Consider the following 20997-nt stretch of genomic DNA (forward strand, 5'->3'; position numbering starts at 1 on the left):
GGGGACTGGAACAGGTCTCCCGAGGATTCGATCATCGGCGAAAGACACCAGGGACATCGGCTCGCCGACTTGGGGAGATGACGGTTGCAAGGACGGCAGATCAGCCGTGAAAGGGAGGCTCTCATAACACGCTCCATCGATGCGACGCGTAAGGCCGCAGGGGTAGACCGCAAATGTCGTAGAGATTTCCCGAGGCAGGATCAGGTGCGGAAATCAGGGTGAGAAAGCCTGCCCCGGGAGGGGATTCGTCCGTTCCCGGCAAGCCTCGAAACCTTGATGAAAGTCACCATGCACATGCCGCTTACATAGCTATTCACAGCACGTTTGCCGAGGCGACCTTATGTCGCCCGGGCAACCGCAGTTTACTGGGAAAGACGGTTTGACTTCGCCGCTGCCCTGGCCAAGATGGTGGCGTGACCGCGCTACTTCATATCCGGCTTCCTTTCAGGAAGCGGCCGAAAAACGGCTGCTAGCCCTGGCTCGTGCAGCCAAGGGCGACGGGCCAGGGATTTTCCTTTCACAACTTGTTTCATCCGCGCCGCGGAGTGCCACTCAGCGTGCGCGGCGCTATGGAAAGGAAACCGTCATGGCGAAAAGGAAGGGCAACAAGGAAGCCCGCAAGCCCAAGCAGATCAAGGAACCGAAAGCCGAGAGTGGTTCGGTGTCGGAACTGATGGCGCGAGCTTCGATGCCGGAACGGCGATAACGCAAGGCCTGCACGCGGCTGCCAACTCCGCGTGCAGGCTTTCGCAGGCGTTCAGAGAGCGGGTAAGGTCCGCGATTAATGCGCTTAAGCGCAGTTTGCGCCTCTTCGGTGAGATCACCTCACATAATCTTCATGACGTTCTCCATGGCTATCCGGTCGCCCCTGAAATTGTGATCTAGGAGGGAGTCGTGAATTGGTCGCTCCTCCAAAGCCGGAGCCTACGGAACGGCGTCCGTTCCGACGATACCGCCCTCATTCTCCAGGACGCCGATCCTTTTGACCTCCGAGCGGTTGAGTTTCAGGCGAACACCGATGCCGCCACCGTTCTCGTCAATGAAAACAGCGCCGGCCTGTTCGAGCGTGGTCTGGAGCGTGTCACAGATTTCCTGGTCCGGAAGACTGATACGCCGCTCGAACTCTTCGATGACCAACCCATCCACACCCGAATTGCTGGCGAGCTTTTCACGCGTCCATTCGACTAGGGCGCGAGCGGCGCGGCATTGGGCACCAGTGATCATCGTAAGATACCCCGTTCCAGACACTTCAGGAGCCGTCGCTGAAAACCACCATGTCCTCACGCTGCGGCTCAACCTCCTCAGAATGGATATCGAGCCTGCAAAAGGGAAGGGTCGATGCCAATCCTCGGGAAAGAAAATTTTGATGCAAGAAAGTTGCATTAAAGCGGCAATAAATTTCGTTTGAGATGCATAAACTAAAAGAGGAAGTTTTCCCTACATTCGGCGGTAAGCGCCCACGGTTTAAATCGGGGACGTCTGAAGTGTTGGGCGCGATATTCCGCGTCGCTGGCGAACCGCCCTCTGGACCAGCGGATTGGCAACAGAGACGCCGCCATCCAGCCCATCCTCGGCAAAGACTGTTTCCAGAATGGCTTCGGCCGAACGCCGGGTGACGCAGGCGAGAACCATCTCGGAAAATGTGTCCGCGTCTTTCGCAATGCGATGGCGCGGCTATCGATCATGCTCGACCGGCCGGTGATCGGCCTGGGCGCCTCCGCATCGCTCCACTATGCCGGGTCGTGGCGACTGCCACGGGGCGACCACGCATCGCGTCGTGACGCAGATTAGGGCCGCGCTGCGGCCATGGCCCGCACGTCACGCATGTCGGAAAGCTTCGCCGGTACTGAGACCGATGCAGACCTGGTGCCGGAAACAGCGCAACCATGCAACAGCGCAACCATGCTGCCGATCACGACTCGGCACGTCGGCGGTCCGCCGTAGTGGTTACGTGTGCCGTCGACCGCCAGCATATAGTCGCCGACACGTACCAGGACCACCAGCTAACCGGCGGCGTGGGCATTCTAAGCGATTGCAGGATGAACACACCAACAGCGAGGTCGAGGTCGGTTTCCATGGGCTGTTGCGATGCCATCTCGGTTCTCCTTCACGGCCCTGACGGCGTACGTTGATCATGCGCCGGACATGAAATTGGACGCAGTGCCTTTCGAAAAGTTCCCATGGTTCGTCATGGTTGGAAAAGTTGGTGCCGTGTCGTGCCCGTCGGGAACCAATCCTCGCAAGGTGCATCCAATGGTTCGAACCTGGAACTGGAGAGACCGATGGACCTGCATTCGCAAATTCTGGACGGCACCGAAGACGGCGTGCCGGCCGCCGCCCAGGGAGACTCAGCAGGAAACGGCATGCCCAGGACAGTCGGACGCGCTCGTCCGACGCGCTTCGATGCAGAGGCGGCGGTTAAGACACTGATCTCATGGGCCGGCGACGATCCGGCCCGACCCGGGCTTGTCGATACTCCTGCGCGTGTCGTGCGTGCCTATGAAGAGTGGTTTGCCGGCTATCGACAAGATCCTGCGGGGCTGCTCGAACGGACGTTCGATGAGATCGGCGGTTATGACCAGGCGGTCGAACTGCACGACATCGCTTTTCACTCTTTTTGCGAACACCACATGGCAGCAATCCGCGGAAAGGCGTACATCGCCTACATGCCCATCAACCGCGTGGTGGGTATCTCCAAATTGTCAAGGGTTGTCGAAGCCTGCGCCCGCCGCCTGCAGATACAGGAGCGACTTACGGATGACATCGCTCGCGCCATCGAGAGTGCCCTGCAGCCGGGTGGAGTGGCTGTCGTGCTTGTCGCCGAGCATGGCTGCATGACATCGCGCGGCGTCCACGCGCACGGCACGCGCATGGTCACCAAGCGCATGCTTGGCGTTTTCGACACCAACGTGGATCTCAGGCGTGAATTCCTGTCGTCGATTCCGGTATGACGAATTTCCGGGAACCCTTGTTGTCAAGACACATCTATTGAAGGGCAAGGAGACTGCTCATGTTGTACGTTCGACGAGACGCGACCGAAATCATCGCTGCCTCTGGCGACCTGGAATTGGCACGGCGCGCCATGGCGCGCGACGGCGCCGCCTTTCGCGCCGTCATCAAGACGCACAACCAGCGGCTTTACCGCATCGCGCGCGGCGTGGTGCGCGACGATGCCGAGGCCGAGGACATCGTCCAGGAGGCCTATGTCAGGGCCTTCGCCCACCTCGAGAGTTTTCGCGGCGATGCCTCGCTCGGCACATGGCTGTCGCGCATCGTCATCAACGAAGCGCTCGGCCGCCTGCGCAAAAGACGGCGAACGGTGGCGATGCCCGAGAATTCGCAGGCCGAGATCATCCAGTTCCCTCTCAACCCCAGCGACGATCCGGAGCGGACCATGGCGCAACGGCAGATCCTCCAACTCGTGGAACGGGCAACCGACAGCCTTCCCGATGTCTACCGGATGGCGTTCGTGGCCCGGGTGATCGAGGGCCTGAGCATTGAAGAGACTTCAGAACTGCTCGGCGTACGGCCACAAACCGTGAAGACAAGACTGCACCGCGCCCGCGCGTTGCTGCGCAAGGCGCTGGATGACCAGATCGGGCCAGTGCTGCTCGAGGCCTTTCCCTTCGCCGGTCGGCGCTGCGAACGGCTGACAGCTGCCGTGATGAAGCGGCTCGCCCTGGAAGGCTGACCCTCGTCAGATTCAGCCAATTTTAGCGGGAACGTTTGCCGCCGCCCCGCATCCAATGACCGTCAACCCAAAAAACTGGCCGGCGCGCTTCCCGCGTCCGGAGAAGGAGATTTCATGCTTATTCGTCACACAGCCACCCTGGCCGCGCTGCTTCTGCTCGGCACTGCCCCGCTCGCACAAGCTGCCGACAAACCGACCGACCCGCAGATCGCCCACATCGCCTACACAGCAGGCGTGATCGATGTCGAGGCGGCCAAGCAAGCGCTGAAGAAATCGAAGAACAAGGAGGTGCTCGCCTTCGCCAAGGACATGGTGCGTGACCATGAGGCAGTGAATGTGCAGGCGCTCGATCTGGTCAAGAAACTCAAGGTGACGCCGGAAGACAACGCGACCAGCAAGGCGCTGACCAAAGCTGCCACGGAGGAGCGGGCCAAACTCGCCAAGCTCAAAGGCGCGGCCTTCGACAGGGCTTACGTCGACAATGAGGTTGCCTATCACAAACAGGTCGACAGTGCTCTCGAAACGCTGCTCATCCCGTCGGCCAGCAATGCCGAGTTGAAAAGCCTGCTGGAGACTGGCCTGAAGATATTCCAGGGCCATGAGCAGCATGCCGAACATGTCGCCAGTATGCTGAAATGAGGCCGGCGCTGATGGTACCGAAGCGTCATCTTTGGATTGCACTGGCGCTGACGTTGATTGCCGCGCCGGTGAAGGCCGAAACCATCCAGGTCACCATTGACAAGCTGGTGTTCTCGCCAGCGACGGTCGAGGCGAAGGTTGGCGACACGATCGAGTGGGTGAACAAGGACATGTTCGCCCATACGGCCACAGTCAAGGGCGGCTGGGAGGTGATGATCCCACCGAAGAAGTCCGCAAGCCTGACATTGAAGGCTGCGGGAGCGGTCGACTATTTCTGCCGCTTCCACCCCAACATGAAGGGCCACATCGCGGTGGCGCGGTAGCTGGAGCATTGGATCGCGGCAGATGCCGCGATCTGAAAGTGTGAGGGCGATTCGAAGCCGCAAGCAATGGCAATCTCAAGTACCCGAAGGTCAGTTGAATCAAGCAGTTGTCTTGCGCGACTAAGTCGAAGGTGCAAATAGTGGCGACTAGGGCTGCTTGACAGAAAGCTGTGAAACAGGCGCTCCAGCTGACGTCGGGAAGTCCCGATCTTGCCGGCGATCGTATTCAATGGGATGGGCTCCTCGAGATTGCCCTCCATCAGCCGTGTCGCGCTGATCAACTTAGCGCTTGTTCCCGCCAGGCGCAGACTGGCAGCCGAGGCGGCCCCATCGCTTGTGTCTTCCGCGCTCATGTACCGACAGACGGTTCGCGCCAGCTCACGCCCGCATTCCTGTTCGATCAGGTCGATCGTCATGTCGAATGCTGCAAAGCCTCCGGAACACGTGACGAAGGCGCCGTCTCGAACGAAGCTTGCGGTTTCGATCGTGAGATCGTCGAACTTTTCGGACAAGGCGACTGCCTTCTTCCAGTGAATCGTGCACCTTCTGCCGGCTAACAGCCCGCCTTTTGCAAGCAGCCAGGTCCCGGTGTGGCTCCCAAAGAGTGTGACACCTCGCTTTGCATAGAGCCTGAAAAGCGAAACGGCGGAGGAAGTGCAAAACCGCTCGACTGCCTCGCCGGCGCAAACGATCGCGGCATCTGGCGCGATGCCGGAACGAACTGCTGCGAATTCAGCCTCGACATCACTCCTCACACCGACCGTTATCCCGCCGGCGCAATCAACCCCGTCGCCCGAAAGTCCTATCAAGCGCCATCTGAACAACTCGCGCCGGGACAGTGCGTTCGCCAATCGCAAAGGCTCGACTATTGTCGAAAGACAGACCTGGGAAAAGTTGGGAAGGAGCAGGATCGCCACCTCATAGGCACGCCTGCTAGGCGTACCCGAGCGGGCTCCCTTATTCCGCTCCCTGAACTGCGCCTTGGAGTGGCGGATAGGGATGCCCACTATGCCAACTCACCCTGCAGAATTAGAAGCTCGCGATTTGAAGCCTGGAGCGCGAACCGCCGAGCTTCCTCGTAGTCCGGGTCTTCGTAGCACGCCTGGGCAAACTCGTATGAGGGAAATTCCACGATTGTCACGCGGCGTGCATCCCTGACTTCCTTAAGCAATGGCGGCGCCTTCAGAGGGTTGACGCGCGCCTGGTATTTTTCGGCGATCGGCTTCCACAGCCTGACGTATTGTCTTTGAGCGCCGTCGTCCCAAATCTCGGTTCCGATGATCAGCCAGTAGCCCTTCATATGATCGCTTCCTCATAAGCAGCCGAGCGTGCGGACGGTGTCGATTTCCCCCCAGATCACGTTGCTACTCCAGGAACTCTGACTCCCAAGGATACGTCGAAATGGGCTCGACACCATCTGCGGTCACCAGCACCTGTTGCTCCAGCTTGACACCATCGCGCTCGCCAACCGCGCCCATGTAGCTCTCAATGCAGACGACCATGCCCTCCTCGATGACTCCGGAATAAGGGTTCGGTCCGCGATAGATCGGGTTCACGCGGGGGAACTCGTCAGTCATGCCGACGCCGTGCAGCACGCAACAGTAGGCGTTTTCCCTGTACTCCTCAGGCGTGTTCCAGGCGCGTTCCTGGATTTCGGGAAGGGTGACACCAGGTCGGACCAGTTTGGAATTGTACTCGACCTCCTCCAGCGCCAGCCGATAGAGTTCCTTCTGTCGGGCAGTTGGGCGCCCGGGACCGCAAAAGAGTGTTCTCGAGATGTCGGCGAAATAGCCGAACGGACCCACCATGTCTGTGTCGAAGCCCACCAGGTCGCCTGCTTCGACCTTCCTGTCGGTCGCCTCCTGGAGCCATGGATTGATGCGAGGTCCGGAGGCGAGCATGCGGCCGTTGTGCCAGTCGCCGTTGTTGGCCAGGTTCGTGTAATTCAAAAGGCCCCAGAGCTGGACCTCCGAAACGCCGGGGCGCAGCGCCGCCTTCACCTGTGCGATTCCATGTTCGGCGACCTCGACCGCCCATTTGATGCACTTGATCTCGTCGGATGACTTGATGGTGCGCGCCTCCTCGGCGACAGCGGCCCCGTCTATCACCTCCAGGCCGCGCTGCAGGAGGGCCCGCGTCAGGCTTGGGTTCACGTATTCGACCGCGATACGCCTGTTGTCGGAACCTATCTCGGAGAGGTAGTCGCAGATATCCTGGGCGATCAATCGAGCGTTCTCGGGAAGCTCCGGGCCGCCATCAAAATATGTATTCTGCCGTCCCACGCGGACGTGGTCCGCTCCAGGCGGATTGCCATAGACGTTATAGGCCACGATCGGCCCTTCGACCGGCACGAACGCGTAGGTCGTGTGCGCATGCGACTGCCAGAGAGGGTAAGTGCGATAGTCGAGCGCATATCGCAGGCTGATCGGATTGACGAGCATGACCATCGCCGCCCCGTGGTGCCGCAGGGACGCACGCATCCGCTCGGTACGATAGGCGTAGAGACGCGCATGGTCGATTTCGGGAAGTGGCCGGATGCGGGACAAATCGCTCCAATCGTCGTTGAGAACGAGTGCATCTGGATTTGTCACGGATGGCTCCTTGCTAGTGCTTCTGATCAAACCTTGTGACGCAGCGTGCGAGCGTGCAGGTCACCCTGTGGTCACCCCGCAGCTGGGCGTCATTCCATCATCTGCAGATAGTGGTCGAGTACTGGCCGCACGGCGCCTTCCGCCCGTGGATTGAGGGGGCCAGGCACGAACATTCGCGACAGGACCCCTTTGTAGTTGCGCTCGCAAAGCTCCTTGTCTTCCAAGTTCGTTGCTCGCCAGACCTCCACCACGCGATCGGTCTCGTAGTCCACGCCCTCGACGGCATCCTCGCGGACGTACCAGATCGTGGTCCATTCCACCTCGTCCACGGAGAGCGGGTTCATGACGTGGATGATCGCATGGTCGACATGGAAGAGAACGCGCGTCAGCACGGGCAACAGTCCAAGACCTTCCGCCACTTCGAGCTGGAGGGTCGCATCCTCGGCGTGGCGCCCCAGCGGTTTACTGACGAGATCGCCCGTCATCGAGACGGTCACGAGCCCTTTCCTCACCGGCTCGCCGCCAAGGAAGCAGGCGCCACCCCAGGTCGCGGTCTGGTCGTATGACGACTGGATGTCGAAGGCGATGCCCAGCTCAGGATGCGAGCCGGCACAGTGGTAGCACTCCAGGTAGTTTTCGAGGAGCGTCTTCCAATTGCCGCGCACGACGAGCTGGTCGCGGCGGATCTCCTTGATGTTTTCCGGCTCCAGCTTAAGGAAACCCGCCGGCGGTTCGCCCAGCGCTTCGATGAGCGTCTGTTCGGGGTTGGGCGACAGGTTGATGAAAATCATCCCAGCCCAAACCTCGGCCGCTGCCGAGTTGAGCGCCAGCTTCCCGTAATCGATGCACTCGACGTCCGGCATCATCGGCGCGCGTCGCAGGCTGCCGTCCAGCTCATAGGTCCACTGATGGTAGGGGCACACGAAGAGTTTGACGTTGCCGCTGTCGGCCTTGGTCAACTGCGACCCGCGATGACGGCAGACGTTGAAATGGGCTCGGACGGTATCGGCGCTCTCGCGGACGATGATCAGGCTTTCGCCTGCGAACGTGTGGAGGAAGTAGTCACCGACGTTCGGAATCTGTGACACGTGTCCCGCGAAGGTCCACTGCTTGAAGAAGACGTTCTCGATCTCGCGATCGAAAATCTCCGGCGACACGTAGTAGTCTCGCGGGAGCGTCGTGTCGGTGGCGTGCGGGACAGGAGCGCGCTTCGGCCTCTCGATGCTGTTCATGGTGCGACCCTTTCGGAAGCGTTTAGCCGTTGGCCTGACGGCGCCCAGAGCCGCGACAGGTCAAACTCGACTTCGTGAAGCGAATTGAGATGCAGCTCTCCGCGAGCCATCAACTTGCGCGCCATCATGTGATCGCGCGAAGCGTTGATCGTATCGAGCGCGACGACACGCCCGTCGCGGTGATGCCAGATCGCGTGGCTGTTCTCCTTGGAGCGCAGGAGCGAGCCATCCGAACCTTTGCGAAAACCCACCGACTGCAACCGCAGATCATACTGGTCGCTCCAGAACCAGGGTACAGGCGCATACTCGGCTTCCAGTCCACACAGCTGGCGCGCGACAACGTCGGCTTGGTCTGAAGCGTTCTGTACCGACTCGAGCTGAACCAGATCACCATCGCGAGGAAACGTCGCGCAATCGCCGATCGCGAAGATCCTCTCATCCGACGTCGCACATCGCGTGTCGGTGACGATCCCGCGATTTACGGCAAGGCCGGCACCTTCCGCCAGCGCTACATTCGGCACCGCGCCAATCGCGCAAAGGACGACGCCGGCGTTTACGCGCTCGCCGTCGGCCAAGAAGACATCGATGCCGGAGGCGGCTTGCGCGACGCGCGTCACCATGCTCTCGAGACGGAACGATACGCCGTGGGCCTCGTGCGCGGCTTGCACGATGCCGGCCAGTTCAGGACCCGCCACACGAGCCAGCACGCGAGGGGCAGCCTCGATCACCGTCACCCTCTTGCCCAGGAGCGCGGAGGACGCGGCCACTTCCAGGCCCACGTAGCCCGCACCTATGATCGCGATGCTCTGAGCTCGGCCCAGCTCGGCCTTCAGCCGGACGGCGTCGGCGATGTTTCGAAGGACATTGAGGTTCCCCTCGGTCTCATCGACACTTCTCGGCAAGCCACGCGGCCCCGCGCCCGTCGCGAGGACGAGCTTGTCATAGGATAGGACATCGCCCGAACCCAGCTTGAGCGTGTGCGCGAGCGGATTCAACTCGACCGCCGCGACGCCGAGCCGGACCTCGACACCGTTCTTGGCCAACTGGTCTTCGCTGCGGAAGTACAGTTCCTGGGGCTGGACATCCTCGCTCAGGAACTTCTTGGAAAGGGGAGGTCGATTGTATGGGGGATGCTTTTCGTCGCCGACCAAAACCACGCGCCCTTGGTAGCGGTGTTGGTTCAGGCTGGCCACAAGGGCACTTGCCGCGTGGCCTGTACCGACAACGACGAGCGTCTCGACGGGCGCGTCACTAGGTCGAAAGAGTTCGGTCACCGTGCGAAGTCCGGCTTCGTCGAGTTCCAGACCCTGCGGGCGCGTGCGAACTCGTCGGCGAAATGTCCCGTCGGTTTCATATAATAGCCTTGCCGCGCGATGAAGTAGCCGCCCTTCTGCCGGAGATCGGCCAGGCCTTCCGCCATCTTCAGAGCCATAAGGTTGGGGTTGATGATCGGGACTTCGGACGGCTCGCCGCCTTCCATAAGGTATTCCTGGTAGATCGCCGCAATGATCGTGCATCCCATGATGACGGTTTCCGCGCCGAACCGTTTCGCCGCCTCCTTGGACAGGTTGACGACGTCTCGCGCAACGGCGCTGCGATCGTTGATCATATCCTTGACGAACCAGTCGATGGCATCGACCCCGCGCACGGTGTTGCCCTGGCCGTTGCGCTGCGCCTCATCGTAAATGTAGGGCACCGCCTTCCGGTGGTCGGTCAGCACCATGGTCGAGTGGCCATAGTAGGCGGCCATCTGAAACGAAGCCTCGAGAGGCCCCACGACGGGAATGTCGACGAGTTCCCGGGCGACGCGGACCCCGGGGTCGTAGAGGCATCCGACGATCACCGCGTCATAACCTTCCTCCTCGGATAGCATGACGCTCTCGTAGAGAGCCTGCTCGATCATGTGCTTGGAGTAGAAAAAGTCGATATCGGGCGGGCAGGCATCGAGATGGGTTACATCCATCGTCGTATCCGCGGCGCAGAAATGGCCAAGCGTCTTCTTGATCACCTCGTCATAATCCGACGACCCGAAGGGGTTGATGAAGTTAATGCGTCGCGACATGGTTGGTCTTCCTTGGAGCTTTGATCGCTGTCTCGCAGTTCAGTCGTGCGATTGCTGGTCCGAGGGGAGGCGGCTCAGATCGAGCAAAGGACTCTCGTCCCCTCGGTCCTGACGGAGTACGTCCTCAGCGCGCAATCGGCAGGACCGCGCTCGACCCGGCCCGTCTTAACGTCGAACAGCGCGCCATGCAGCGGGCATTCGATCGTTCCGTTTTCGAGCCAGCCTTCCGACATAAGCGCGAATTCATGGGTGCAGACGTTGTCGGTGGCGAATACACCGTCCTCCAGGCGATAGATGAGGATCCGTCGCTCGCCACGCTGGAACTCGTACATGCCGCCTTGGTCAATATCGTCGACGCTGCACACGTCGATCCATGTCGTATCAGTCTTTTCCATTTCTCTCATTCTTTGGGGTTGCCACAGCGGGTTCGGGCCCACGCCTGGCGATAGCTATCGTCTCGGCAGCCAGCCTTCGGGATTTCCGTCGCCGGCAAAGGAAGCCGGCGCAGGTCAAAGTGCGGCGGCAAGCGCGGACATGTACCACTCGGTGAACCGCACGGTCTTTTCCTCGATCGGGAGCGCATAGGGACCAGGCGTATAGAAGCGGGAGGAAACGCCGCGCTGGTTATCCTCGACGATCTTCTTGTCAGCGCCGGCGGTCACTCTCCACATCCAGGTGAGCTCGTCGCGATCGTAATCCTTGCCCTCGACAGCCTCGCCGCGCACGAGCCAGATCACGGCAAGTTCCGTTTCAAAAAGGGATTTCGGGGTGTACCGGAAGATCGCGCCGTAGTCGCCGTAACTAAGGCAGTGGTTCATCGGACCGATGTAGCAAACCACCATACCATTGTCGTAACTCTTGAAGTCTCCCATCATCGGAGCAAGGGGGGAACCGTCCTTGCTCGCGGTGCAGGCGTTCGCCGTCATGGGATAGCGATTGGAATAGGCCTGCTCCTGCCCCTCGAGCGCTGCGAGCGCCCAGTGATCGCGCGTTGCGACGTGGATGCCCTGTGCCGCGGCCTTCGCCTCCATCTCGGCGATGAGCTTCTTCTCGCTCGCCGTCGACTGCCCATGGACGACGGAGAACTCCGGATGTGAAGGCGCGCAGTGGTAGCACTCGACCTGGTTCTCCAGCGCGAGCTTCCAGTTGGCCGAGAAAACGACGCTCGACTGGTGGGCGACCCTGGCGTTTGCCCAACCGTAGACGCCGAGAGTGGCGTTGATGTTCTCTTCGCTGTCGTCGAACGCCAGGGGATTGTCCGAGAGGCTAACGAAGATGAGGCCCTGCACCACCTTCGTCGGCAGCGGCTTCAAGCCGAAACCCCGCTTGTCGAAATCGCGGGGCATCATGCGGGCATGGGCGAGTGACCCGTCGAGCCCGTACGACCAAGCGTGATAGGGACAGATCAGCATCCCGCCCCGTGCGTGGCCCGAAGTGTCGCAGATACGCGATCCCCGATGACGGCACACGTTGGCGAAGGAGCGGATCTCGTTGTCAGCGCCGCGCACCACGATCACGGACTCACGATCGTATTCGAACACAAGGTAGTCGCCGGCATTCGGGATCGCGCTCACGTGGTTGACGCACTGCCAGTGCGGCATCAGCACCTTGTCGACGTCGAGGCGGTAGATCTCTTCGGACAGATAGAATTCCGGCTGAAGGCTGTAGTTCTTGCGATGTTTGGCCAAAAGGGCACCGATGCTTGCATTGGCAGTCGCATCCGGTGGCAGAGCCTGCTCGATCCTCGTCATCTCATTCATGGCATTTCCTCCCAAATCGGAACTCGCCTTCAGTTTGAAAGGCCCGGTCGTTTGCGACTTGCAGTGCTAGGCCGCTCCGGCGCTTCAATGGCTGCCGGAACGCCGTAGCGCTCGTCGGCGCCAAGCGGGTGATGGGCGCGGGTTTCTTGCGCACCGCGCCCATCGAACCTCACTTCACGAGCCGCGGCTCACCCACGTCGCCCATCGCAGGTTTGTAGCCGGCATCGGTCAGCCACTTGGCGAGCGTGCCGTCCTTGTGGATCTTGATGACAGTATCGTCGAGCGCCTCGCCCAGGCTCTTGTTGCCGAGCGTATAGAGAAGCCCGCTCTGCGGCGGCTGCATGGTGTCCGGGATGCGCGGATCCGATTTCACCAATGCCGTTTTGAAGCCCTTGAGGCGACCGCCCTTCTGAGCTTCGACAGGAGCCACGGACCCGTCGAGGGCTACGTCCACGCGGCCGGCCTCGAGGTCAGTGTACATGGCGAGACCGTCTGGATACTGCTTCAGCTTCGCGCCGAAGACCTTCTGAAGCGTAGCATTCCAAGTATAGCCTGTGACCGTGCCGATCGTCTTACCCATCATGCCGTCGACCGTGTCCACGCCGTCCTTCGAGATCGAGGTCATCGGATCGATGTAGGTCGGCTCCGTGAGGCCGACGACCTTCGTGCGAGCCTCCGAGCGGTACCACGCTCCCACAGCCACGTCGGCCTTTCCTGAGACGACCGACTGGACCACTGCTGCCGGAGCGAGATTGAGCGGAACCACTTCCAGGCAGTTCGCCTTGGCGGTCTCCTCAACCATTTTCGTGTCGATGCCCGAGATCTTGTTGTCGCTCGTCACCATCGAGAAGGGGGGGTAGTTATAAATTGCAACCGTCAGCTTGCCAGGCGTCACGGTTTTGACTTCGTGCGCAGGCTTGCAAGTGTCGGCGTATGATGCCGTCGATGCGGCCACCAGGATCGCGACGCCCCCAACAATTTCCTTGAGTGTAGACATTGCCAATTCTCCTCTTTGGCTTTGTGTTGTGGTTCTTTTTGGTATTGCCCGGTCATCGGGTGTGTTGCCCGAGCCGTTGCTCAAGTACTCCAACCGCGATCGTTGCTGGCACGCAGATGGCGGCATAGAGAATTCCTGCGAGAGACAAGATTTCCATGTAGCGGAAAGTATTCGTTCCGATGACGTACGCGTTGCTTGCGAGTTCGGGCAGCGCGATCGCGAAGCATAGCGACGAGGCCTGCAGCATGGCCGCTGCGAAGCCGAGAAGGGCAGGTGCCGCGACCCTGAGTCCCTGCGGGATGATCACAAATCGCAAGGTGTCTACCCGCATCATGCCCATCGCCGACGAGGCCTCGATTTCGCCAAAGGGCACTGACTCCAGACCAGCCCGGATGATTTCGCTGGTGTAGGCGCCGGTGTTCCAGGCCAGGGCTACCACCGCCGCCGCGAAAGACGAGAGTGTCAACCCGCCTTGAGGAAGGCCGAAATAGGCGAACTGCAGCACGACGAGGGCGGGCGCGCCGCGGCCGATCTCGACGACGCAGAGGGATGCCAGATTGATCAGGCGGGGCTTTGACTGCACGCCGAGCGCGAGGAGCAGCCCGAGCGGAAAACCTATGGCCAGCGCGGCGCCGGTGACCTGCAGGCTGACGATGAGACCGTCGAGCAGATCGGGGAGGCTGTCGAGCCAGAAACCGAGAAGGTCGTTCATAGCGCGACCCTCGCTCGAAGCCTTTGATCGGCGGCGCGAGCCAGAGCGGCCACGGGCAAGCTGATCATTATGTAGAACAGAGCTGCGATCGCGAATACAGGGAGCCCCTGATAGGTCGCTTTCGCGATGTAGTTTGCGTTGAACGATATGTCGGTCACGCCGATCGTCGAAGCGATCGCAGAGTCCTTGAGCAAACCGACGGCGTAGCTTGCGGAGGACGGGAGGGAAACCCTCAGCAGCTGGGGCGCGACGATATCCAGGTACGTGCTGTAGGATGGCAAGGCCAGGGCCTGGGACGCCTCCCACTGCCCGCCATGAATTGCGCTGAGGGCGCCCCGGTATATTTCCGCCATGTTCGCGGCTGTGATCAGACCCAGCCCGAGGACCACGCCCTCGAAGGCCGACATGGGCAGGTAGCCCGATCCCAGTCCGAAGAAGAAGACGAAGACCCAGAGGAGCGGCGGGACGGACCTGAAGAGGATGATGTAGAGCAGCGCTATCGCGCGCAAAAGGCCGAACTTGGACAGGCGCATCGCGCACAGTGGCATTCCGAGCGCGGCGCCCAGGACGAAGGCAGCCGCAGTGACGGCAAGGGTCCAGGGGACGCCCATTGCCACGCCGAAGAACATGTCCGCGGTCATCTGTCTTTTACCGCTTTCAGGAAGCGCTTCGCCCGCTCCGTCTGCGGGTTCCGCATGACCTCCTTGCTGGGACCTTCCTCGAGGATCTTGCCGTCGGCCATGATGATCACGCGGTCGGAAACCGTTTCCGCGAAATTCATCTCATGGGTGACGACGAGCATGGTCATGCCCGAGCGGGCCAGTTCCTGCATCACGGCGAGCACTTCCAGGCCCAGCTCCGGGTCGAGCGCCGAGGTTGGCTCGTCGAAAAGCATGATCTGCGGCTCAAGGGCGAGAGCGCGAGCGATCGCAATGCGCTGCTGCTGACCACCGGAGCACTTGGCGGGATACTGATCCGCCTTTCCCTCCAATCCGACGCGGGCCAGCAGTTCCAGGGATCGTTTGTTGGCTTCCTTGCGGGAACGGCGGAGGACACGCTCCTGGGGGAGGCTCACGTTCCGCAGAACCGACATGTGAGGGAAGAGGTTGAAGGACTGAAAGACCATGCCGACCGAGCGCCGCAGCAAGGTCAGCTGCTGGGCGGTCGGTGGCACTGACTCGTCGATCGCGAGATCGCCAACGATGACGCGACCACGGGTGGCGGGGCCGAGCATGTTGATGCAGCGGAGAAGGGTGCTCTTGCCGGAACCGCTCGGCCCGATGATAGCGACCACCTCTCCCGACTTGAGGGTGAGGTTCACGTCGTCGAGGACAACGTGTTTTCCATACTCTTTGCCAATCCCCTCAAGCCGCAGGATGGGCTTGTCGGGTTGTCCGATCAGCTCCCTTTGCGGCAGCTTAAGGGTGTCTGGGTCGAGGTTCATCATGGGAGACTTGATATCCTTCGGACATCTTATTTGACCGGAGAGTATGTAAAAAATTCCCGTCAGTCAACAGTCTCATTGTTGAATCATGTGCGGCTGCAATCGTCGGGGGAGAGACCCGTTCCGGCACCGCTCCGCCGTCGTCACCCGAGGGCCGCGCGAGGCCCACATCCCGGGGTAGGCCAAGCAAAGCCCTGCATTTGGCGTTCCCGCGGCTGTCATCGCAGTCCCGGCACCCGGAGGAGTTTGACACTCGCGAGCGCCTGCCACCCGACGTGCCGACGGATCTCATCGAGCTTCCGGTTTTTTCGACTGTTGGCAGGAATCTATTGACGCGTTGGTCGAAATTTCTATAAGTCTTGAATGTGCGTCACGCGGCGCCGCTCAAGCGAGCGATGGGCCGGCGCGATGAATGGAATGGTGAGCTTTATGAACATGACGCTTCGGGAAGAGCTAAAAGCGAAAAAGCAGGCCTACGTACAGGACGAAATCCTTGCCACCGCGGCGAAGCTTTTTTCTGATGGAGGCATTCGAGGCGTTACAATGGACGACATCGCCTCAAGCCTCGGCTACACCAAGTCGGTCGTCTATTATTATTTCAAGAACAAGAACCAGGTGCTGTGGGAAATCTTCACCAAGATCCATGATGCCTGGTGGGCGGACATGGAATCCTTGGTCAAGACCGACAATCCGCCGGATAAGGTGCTCGCGTCCATGATCCGGAAGCACGCTCTCAACGTTTTGGATCGCGCGGCATGGTCGGCGATCTATTTCCGGGACCAAGGCGAATTGACTGACGCGCAGCAGAAGGTCATCACCAAGCGCAAGAAGGAATATGACCAGCTGTTCAAGCAAGTCTACCAGAGGGGTGTCGAGGAAGGCATTTTCCAGGACATCCCAACGACGCTCGTCGTGAACAGCATCATTGGGATCTGCAACTCCACACACGCTTGGTACAAACCGGGCGGCCCGCTGACTCCGGACAGTATCGCCGACTACTACGCGAACCTGGTGCTGGAAGGTTGTCGCGCGTGATTGAGCGCTGCTAGCCCGCTTTCTCGAACGCGGGCGGCCGTCGATCCCGCCAGGGCGCGACGCCCTCGAGCTGGGCGGACAGCCGCAGCAGCGTCGCCTCCGCGCCGAACCGACCGACCAGCTGAATCCCGATCGGCAGATTGCTCTGACTCCAGTGAAGCGGCACGCTTGCCGCTGGTTGGCCGGACGCGTTGATGACGGCGAGGAACGTCGTGTAGCGGCCGGCCTTCTTGCGGAACGACCTGAAGTCATCGTCCATCGAAATCTCTCCGAGCTTCACCGGCGGCTTCGTAAGCGTCGGGGTCAGGACTAGGTCGTAGTCGACAAGATACGTCTCCATCAGCCGGGCGACCGAGTGGAAGCGATTGATTGCAAGCGCATATGTCTCGGCGTGCATTGCCTCGCCGAGGCGGTAGGCATCAAGAATTGCCGGCTCGAGGAGAGACGGCAGGTCCTTCGCGCCTACCTGCCGAATATACGCGTTGACGGTCATGGTCACGCTTGTCGCCATCACGTCGATGATTGCGTCCACGAACGCGTCGTACTTCAGTGGGGGAAGCGGTGCCGAAGTCACCTCGTGGCCGAGCGCAGTCAGGTGGCGCTCAGCAGCGGCCACGGCCTCCAGGCATTCAGGCGCGACATCGATGTCGTTCCACGCCTGCGTCCACTTCGCGATTCTGAGCGGCCGATCGAATTTGCCCTCTATGTATTCCAGGTAGGATTTGGGGCGCGCCGGCGCCGCGTAAGGCTGACCGAGCTCCATCCCGGCGATTCCGTCGAGCGCCGCTGCGGTGTCGCGAACCGTGCGGGACAGAACACCGTCGACAGCCAGGCCGCCCCATCCTTCGCCCCGCGCCGGGCCGTGCGGCACGAGGCCACGAGACGGCTTCAGCCCGAAGACGCCGCAACAGGACGCGGGAATTCGGATGGAGCCGCCGCCGTCGCTTCCGTGCGCGATGGGAACAATCCCCAGGGCGACAGCTGCGGCCGCGCCGCCGCTGGATCCGCCGGACGAACGGGCCCGGTCCCAGGGATTGAGGGTAGGGCCGCCATTCTGCACGGCTTCCGTAGTCGGCGCCATGCAGAACTCAGGCACTGTCGTCCGCGCGAATGAGAGGAAGCCGTCCGCCACGAACCGCGTGTTCAGAGTTGAATCGACCTTCGCCTTGAGGCCAGCGAACACGCGCGATCCTACGCCGGAGGCAAGCTGTGTCGATGCCAACCCCGAATCCTTCAGGAGAAAGGGAAGGGCCCCGAACGTGCCCTTGAGTTCGGCTTCGGCTGCCAGCTTGCGTCCTAGATCGTAGTCCTGGTTGCAGAGGGCGTTGATCGCCTGGCCCCGATCCTCGGCCAGGGAGATTGCGCAGTCCATCAGTTCAGCCGGGCCGACTTGCCCCGCGTGCGCCAGCTTCGCCAGCGACAGGCCATCAAGCTTTTCGTATTCCGTGGTCCGCACTCGATTTCGCCTTTCCAAGTCCTGTAGGCGGTCAGCTTCGGTGAACGGCGGCCTGTCCGCAGTTTTTCAGGCGACACCCGGCAATAGCCCGTCGCGACGCGTTGCCTCCTCCCGAAGCGTGGCAAATCTCACGTTCGACCGCGACTGCATATGGTCGATCAACCGTCGCAGCATCTCGATGCGAGGGCCACGTCCGATGATCTGGGGATGCATCGTCAAGGTGAAGACGCCGTCGTCGATCGCGCTGTGGCAATAGTCGAATTCGCCGCGCCAGCAGTCATAGACGTCCTGGGGCGTGCGCAGGGCGCCGAAGAGGGGTTTGTTGACGAAGGTGAAATAGGGGAAATCGTCCAGCTCCCAGGCGACAGGCATCTCGACCAGCCTCGTCATCTCTCCCGGGACGAACGCCTCTTCGTCGACACTGTCACCGCGGCGGGCTCGATAGGGCGTGAAGTCGTCCGCCATCATGCTGCTGTCGTAAAGGAAGCCTCGCTCGACGAGCAATTCGACGCTGTGGGGGGAAAGGTCCCACGCGGGCGAACGGTAGCCGGCAGGCGTGAAATCGTTGCCAAGCACCGTACGCAGCTTGGCGACCGACCGATCAAGAAGGTCCGCCTCGGCCTCTCGCGTGTAGCCGATCGGCGTCTCGTGGCAGTAGCCGTGCACGCCGATCTCGTGGCCTTCCTCGATGATGCGGCCAGTCTGCAACGGGAATGACACGGCGGTATGCGCCGGCACGAAGAAGGTCGCTTTGACGTCCTTTTCGCGCAAGAGGCCGAGGACGCGACCGACCCCGCCGTTCGCACCGAATTCGCCGCGCGAAATGGGCGTAGCGGTCGTTTGCTTGAAGGTGCTCACCCAGAGCGAAACGGCGTCGAAATCGAACGTCAGGCAAACGCTGGTCATGGCAGAAGGCCAAGATACTGCATCTCTTCCTCGCCCTTCATGCGCCGGGAGATGACGATCCGGTTGATGTCGTTCGTGCCTTCGCCGATTGTGTAGAGCAGCGCCTCGCGGTGCAGCCGTTCGACCACGCTGTCGCGGATGTAGCCTGCGCCGCCATGGACGACGACGGCCTGATGGGCGATCTCGAGGGCGCAGTCGCTCGCGAACGTCTTGGCCATTGCGGTGATCATGTCGCAGCGTCCGCCGCGCTCTTTCGCCGCTGCCGCCTCCATCGTCATCAGCCGCGCCGCGACGAGCTTTGTCGCCATATCGGCAAGCTTTATTTGAATGGCCTGGTGCTGGTCGATCGTGACCCCGAACGTGACGCGCTCGGAGGCATACCGCTTCGCTTCGGAAAGCGCGTTCGCCGCAACCCCCACGGCGCTGGCCGCGATCGCGACCCGGCCGATCTCAAGCGAGTCCATGAGTTGGCGAAACCCAATCCCTTCGACAGAACCCAGCAGTTGCGACTTCGGAACCGCAACGCCGTCCATCTCGATCTGAACCGTGTCCACGAGATGAAACGCCGTCTTCTCAAACGTGGAGGTCACCGAAACCTTCGGATATGCCTTCTCAACGATCACAAGGCTGATCTTGGGTTTCGTCTCCCCCGCCAGGGGAGGATGCTTGACCAACGTCAGAAGCAATGTGGCCTTTGCCCCGTTCGTGACATAGGTCTTGCTTGCGGTGAGGTCATAGTTGTCTCCGGCGTCCCTCGCCAGCGCCTTGATCGCCTGGAGGTCGGATCCGCAACCGGGCTCAGTCAGGCAAAGGGCGCCGCGGTGCTCGCCGCTGGCCAGTCCCGCAAGGTAGCGCTTCCTTTGCTCTTCGGTGCCATGCGTGGCGATCGCGTAGGCCACCGTGCTGTGGCTGTTCACATAGGCGGCCAGCGTCGCCCATCCGCTGCCGAGCGCTTCCAGGATGGCTGCGGTCACCGGAACGCGCGCGCCAAGTCCGCCATAGCTCTCGGGGACCGCCAGCCCAAACAGCCCGAGCTCCATCATCTCCTGGACGAGATGCTGGGGGTATTTGCCCTCGCGTTCCAGCTGCTGGACGAGAGGCCTGACCCGCTCGTTCACGAAGCGAGCGACCGTCCCGACGATCTCGCTCTCTTCCGGCGTGAATTGGTCGTCCGTCATTTGGCGGTCCACCCGCCGTCCACTACAAACTCATGCCCTGTCGAATAGGTCGCCTTGTCGGAGAGCAGGAACAGGATCATGTTCGCGATCTCGTCGACTGTTCCCTTGCGCTGCTGCGGCACGGCCCGCTTCAGCCAGTCCGGATCGGCCCCGACTCCGCCCATCGGAGGGGCGTCGTCGCCAAGGATCTTGAGCGAGTTGCTGCGGATCGGCGTGTCGATCGCGCCGGGGCAGACCGCGTTGACGGCGATTCCGTCCTTGGCGTAGCTGCAGCCGAGGTGCCTGGTCAGGCCGATCACAGCGTGCTTCGAGGCCGTGTAGGACGCGCCGTCCGCCATGCCTACGAGGCCGCCGATCGAGGCGATGTTGACGATCTTGCCGCGCCCAGCTGGCACCATGTGGCGCAAAGCCGCCCGGCACGCGAAAAACGTCCCGCGCGCGTTCACGTCCATTATCTGGTCCCAGAGACGGTCAGAGGTGTCGATTCCGCTCGCGAAGCCATCGAAAATGCCCGCGTTGCAAACCAGTCCGTCAATGCGGCCTTGCTTCTCGACCGCCGCATCGATCAGCGCATCGACCTGTGCCACATCGCGGACATCCGTCCTTTGAAAGCCTACCGATCCGGGAAGCCCTGCTGCAGCGCTCAGGGTGGCGTCCGCCTCTTCGTCGAGGATACCGCCGATGAGCACATGAGCGCCTTCGGAAGCGAGTTGCCGCACGGTCGCACGGCCAATGCCAGTCTCTCCGCCTGTAATTACGATAGACTGGCCGCTGAGTCCGGACATTTGCTCCGCTCCTTCAATTCGCTGCTCGCTTGTACCAAAAGGTACGCAAAAATGAACAGCGGGTATAATTAATCAGATATCGGGAGGACGCAAGACCCGGCGGGAGGGAAATTTGCCTCGGCTTCAGAGGAGTGGACCAGGTGCCTTGTCGTTGACGCAGTAGACTTTTTAGACTACTCATTCGAC

The 20997-nt window shown here is 61.2% G+C and carries 23 protein-coding genes; 5 read left to right on the top strand and 18 right to left on the bottom strand.

Features of this window, described 5'->3' with window-relative positions:
- Positions 1–924: 924 nt before the first annotated feature.
- Entirely contained in the window at positions 925–1296 is a 372-nt protein-coding gene (locus P9272_RS03025; protein ID WP_347404025.1) for an XRE family transcriptional regulator, read from the bottom strand.
- Between the two features lie 491 nt (positions 1297–1787).
- Positions 1788–2000, bottom strand: a complete 213-nt coding sequence (locus tag P9272_RS03030; RefSeq protein ID WP_278158891.1) for a hypothetical protein — start codon at positions 1998–2000, stop codon at positions 1788–1790.
- Between the two features lie 363 nt (positions 2001–2363).
- Here P9272_RS03030 and folE point away from each other — a divergent pair, with 363 nt between their 5' ends.
- The 4 genes from folE (at position 2364) to P9272_RS03050 (ending at position 4653) form a co-directional block, all read left to right on the top strand.
- Positions 2364–2951: a GTP cyclohydrolase I gene (gene folE, locus P9272_RS03035; protein WP_278159223.1), complete on the top strand. Its 588-nt coding sequence runs from the start codon at positions 2364–2366 to the stop codon at positions 2949–2951.
- Positions 2952–3010: 59 nt separating this feature from the next.
- The gene (locus tag P9272_RS03040; RefSeq protein WP_278158893.1) at positions 3011–3691 is read left to right on the top strand and encodes an RNA polymerase sigma factor; all 681 of its coding nucleotides are present in this window, start codon (positions 3011–3013) and stop codon (positions 3689–3691) included.
- Between the two features lie 114 nt (positions 3692–3805).
- Complete coding sequence (locus P9272_RS03045; RefSeq protein ID WP_278158895.1) at positions 3806–4330, top strand: DUF4142 domain-containing protein; 525 nt, start codon at positions 3806–3808, stop codon at positions 4328–4330.
- Between the two features lie 11 nt (positions 4331–4341).
- Positions 4342–4653 carry a cupredoxin family copper-binding protein gene (locus tag P9272_RS03050; RefSeq protein ID WP_278112905.1) on the top strand — a complete coding sequence of 104 codons (312 nt, stop codon included), beginning with the start codon at positions 4342–4344 and terminating at the stop codon, positions 4651–4653.
- On the opposite strand, the gene P9272_RS03055 is transcribed toward P9272_RS03050, so the two are convergent.
- The 12 genes from P9272_RS03055 to P9272_RS03110 form a co-directional block, all read right to left on the bottom strand.
- The gene (locus tag P9272_RS03055; protein ID WP_278158897.1) at positions 4599–5570 is read right to left on the bottom strand and encodes a helix-turn-helix domain-containing protein; all 972 of its coding nucleotides are present in this window, start codon (positions 5568–5570) and stop codon (positions 4599–4601) included. The two genes, P9272_RS03050 and P9272_RS03055, sit on opposite strands and share 55 nt — an antisense overlap.
- A gap of 89 nt (positions 5571–5659) precedes the next feature.
- On the bottom strand, positions 5660–5953 hold the full coding sequence (locus P9272_RS03060) for a DUF1330 domain-containing protein (protein ID WP_278158898.1): 294 nt from the start codon (positions 5951–5953) through the stop codon (positions 5660–5662).
- A gap of 64 nt (positions 5954–6017) precedes the next feature.
- On the bottom strand, positions 6018–7199 hold the full coding sequence (locus tag P9272_RS03065) for a Xaa-Pro peptidase family protein (protein ID WP_278158900.1): 1182 nt from the start codon (positions 7197–7199) through the stop codon (positions 6018–6020).
- 134 nt (positions 7200–7333) lie between these two features.
- A complete protein-coding gene (locus P9272_RS03070) occupies positions 7334–8476 on the bottom strand; it encodes an aromatic ring-hydroxylating dioxygenase subunit alpha (protein ID WP_278158902.1) in 1143 nt (380 codons plus the stop codon).
- Positions 8473–9750, bottom strand: coding sequence for an FAD-dependent oxidoreductase (locus P9272_RS03075; RefSeq protein ID WP_278158903.1), 1278 nt, complete (start codon positions 9748–9750; stop codon positions 8473–8475). The genes P9272_RS03070 and P9272_RS03075 overlap by 4 nt, the downstream gene beginning before the upstream one ends.
- Complete coding sequence (locus P9272_RS03080; RefSeq protein ID WP_278158904.1) at positions 9747–10538, bottom strand: aspartate/glutamate racemase family protein; 792 nt, start codon at positions 10536–10538, stop codon at positions 9747–9749. Before P9272_RS03080 ends, P9272_RS03075 begins: the two co-directional genes overlap by 4 nt.
- Before the next feature lie 74 nt (positions 10539–10612).
- Positions 10613–10933 (bottom strand): non-heme iron oxygenase ferredoxin subunit, encoded by a 321-nt coding sequence (locus tag P9272_RS03085; RefSeq protein ID WP_278158905.1) that lies wholly within the window; start codon positions 10931–10933, stop codon positions 10613–10615.
- A 114-nt stretch (positions 10934–11047) separates the two neighbouring features.
- Positions 11048–12298: an aromatic ring-hydroxylating dioxygenase subunit alpha gene (locus tag P9272_RS03090; protein ID WP_278158906.1), complete on the bottom strand. Its 1251-nt coding sequence runs from the start codon at positions 12296–12298 to the stop codon at positions 11048–11050.
- 169 nt (positions 12299–12467) lie between these two features.
- Positions 12468–13295, bottom strand: coding sequence for a transporter substrate-binding domain-containing protein (locus tag P9272_RS03095; RefSeq protein ID WP_278158907.1), 828 nt, complete (start codon positions 13293–13295; stop codon positions 12468–12470).
- A gap of 52 nt (positions 13296–13347) precedes the next feature.
- Positions 13348–14007 (bottom strand): amino acid ABC transporter permease, encoded by a 660-nt coding sequence (locus P9272_RS03100; RefSeq protein ID WP_278158908.1) that lies wholly within the window; start codon positions 14005–14007, stop codon positions 13348–13350.
- Positions 14004–14648 carry an amino acid ABC transporter permease gene (locus P9272_RS03105; protein WP_278158909.1) on the bottom strand — a complete coding sequence of 215 codons (645 nt, stop codon included), beginning with the start codon at positions 14646–14648 and terminating at the stop codon, positions 14004–14006. The genes P9272_RS03100 and P9272_RS03105 overlap by 4 nt, the downstream gene beginning before the upstream one ends.
- Complete coding sequence (locus P9272_RS03110; RefSeq protein WP_278159225.1) at positions 14645–15451, bottom strand: amino acid ABC transporter ATP-binding protein; 807 nt, start codon at positions 15449–15451, stop codon at positions 14645–14647. The genes P9272_RS03105 and P9272_RS03110 overlap by 4 nt, the downstream gene beginning before the upstream one ends.
- A gap of 429 nt (positions 15452–15880) precedes the next feature.
- Between P9272_RS03110 and P9272_RS03115 the strand changes: the two genes are divergently transcribed.
- On the top strand, positions 15881–16486 hold the full coding sequence (locus tag P9272_RS03115; RefSeq protein WP_278158910.1) for a TetR/AcrR family transcriptional regulator: 606 nt from the start codon (positions 15881–15883) through the stop codon (positions 16484–16486).
- Positions 16487–16496: 10 nt separating this feature from the next.
- On the opposite strand, the gene P9272_RS03120 is transcribed toward P9272_RS03115, so the two are convergent.
- The 4 genes from P9272_RS03120 to P9272_RS03135 form a co-directional block, all read right to left on the bottom strand.
- Positions 16497–17942, bottom strand: coding sequence for an amidase family protein (locus P9272_RS03120; protein WP_278158912.1), 1446 nt, complete (start codon positions 17940–17942; stop codon positions 16497–16499).
- A gap of 66 nt (positions 17943–18008) precedes the next feature.
- Entirely contained in the window at positions 18009–18848 is an 840-nt protein-coding gene (locus tag P9272_RS03125; protein ID WP_278158914.1) for a polysaccharide deacetylase, read from the bottom strand.
- Positions 18845–20026 (bottom strand): acyl-CoA dehydrogenase family protein, encoded by a 1182-nt coding sequence (locus P9272_RS03130; protein ID WP_278158916.1) that lies wholly within the window; start codon positions 20024–20026, stop codon positions 18845–18847. The genes P9272_RS03125 and P9272_RS03130 overlap by 4 nt, the downstream gene beginning before the upstream one ends.
- The gene (locus P9272_RS03135) at positions 20023–20811 is read right to left on the bottom strand and encodes an SDR family NAD(P)-dependent oxidoreductase (RefSeq protein ID WP_278158917.1); all 789 of its coding nucleotides are present in this window, start codon (positions 20809–20811) and stop codon (positions 20023–20025) included. The genes P9272_RS03130 and P9272_RS03135 overlap by 4 nt, the downstream gene beginning before the upstream one ends.
- Between the last annotated feature and the right edge of the window lie 186 nt (positions 20812–20997).

Origin of the sequence: Mesorhizobium sp. WSM4976 (assembly GCF_029625685.1) — a bacterium.
In the GTDB taxonomy this organism is placed as follows: Bacteria; Pseudomonadota; Alphaproteobacteria; order Rhizobiales; family Rhizobiaceae; genus Mesorhizobium.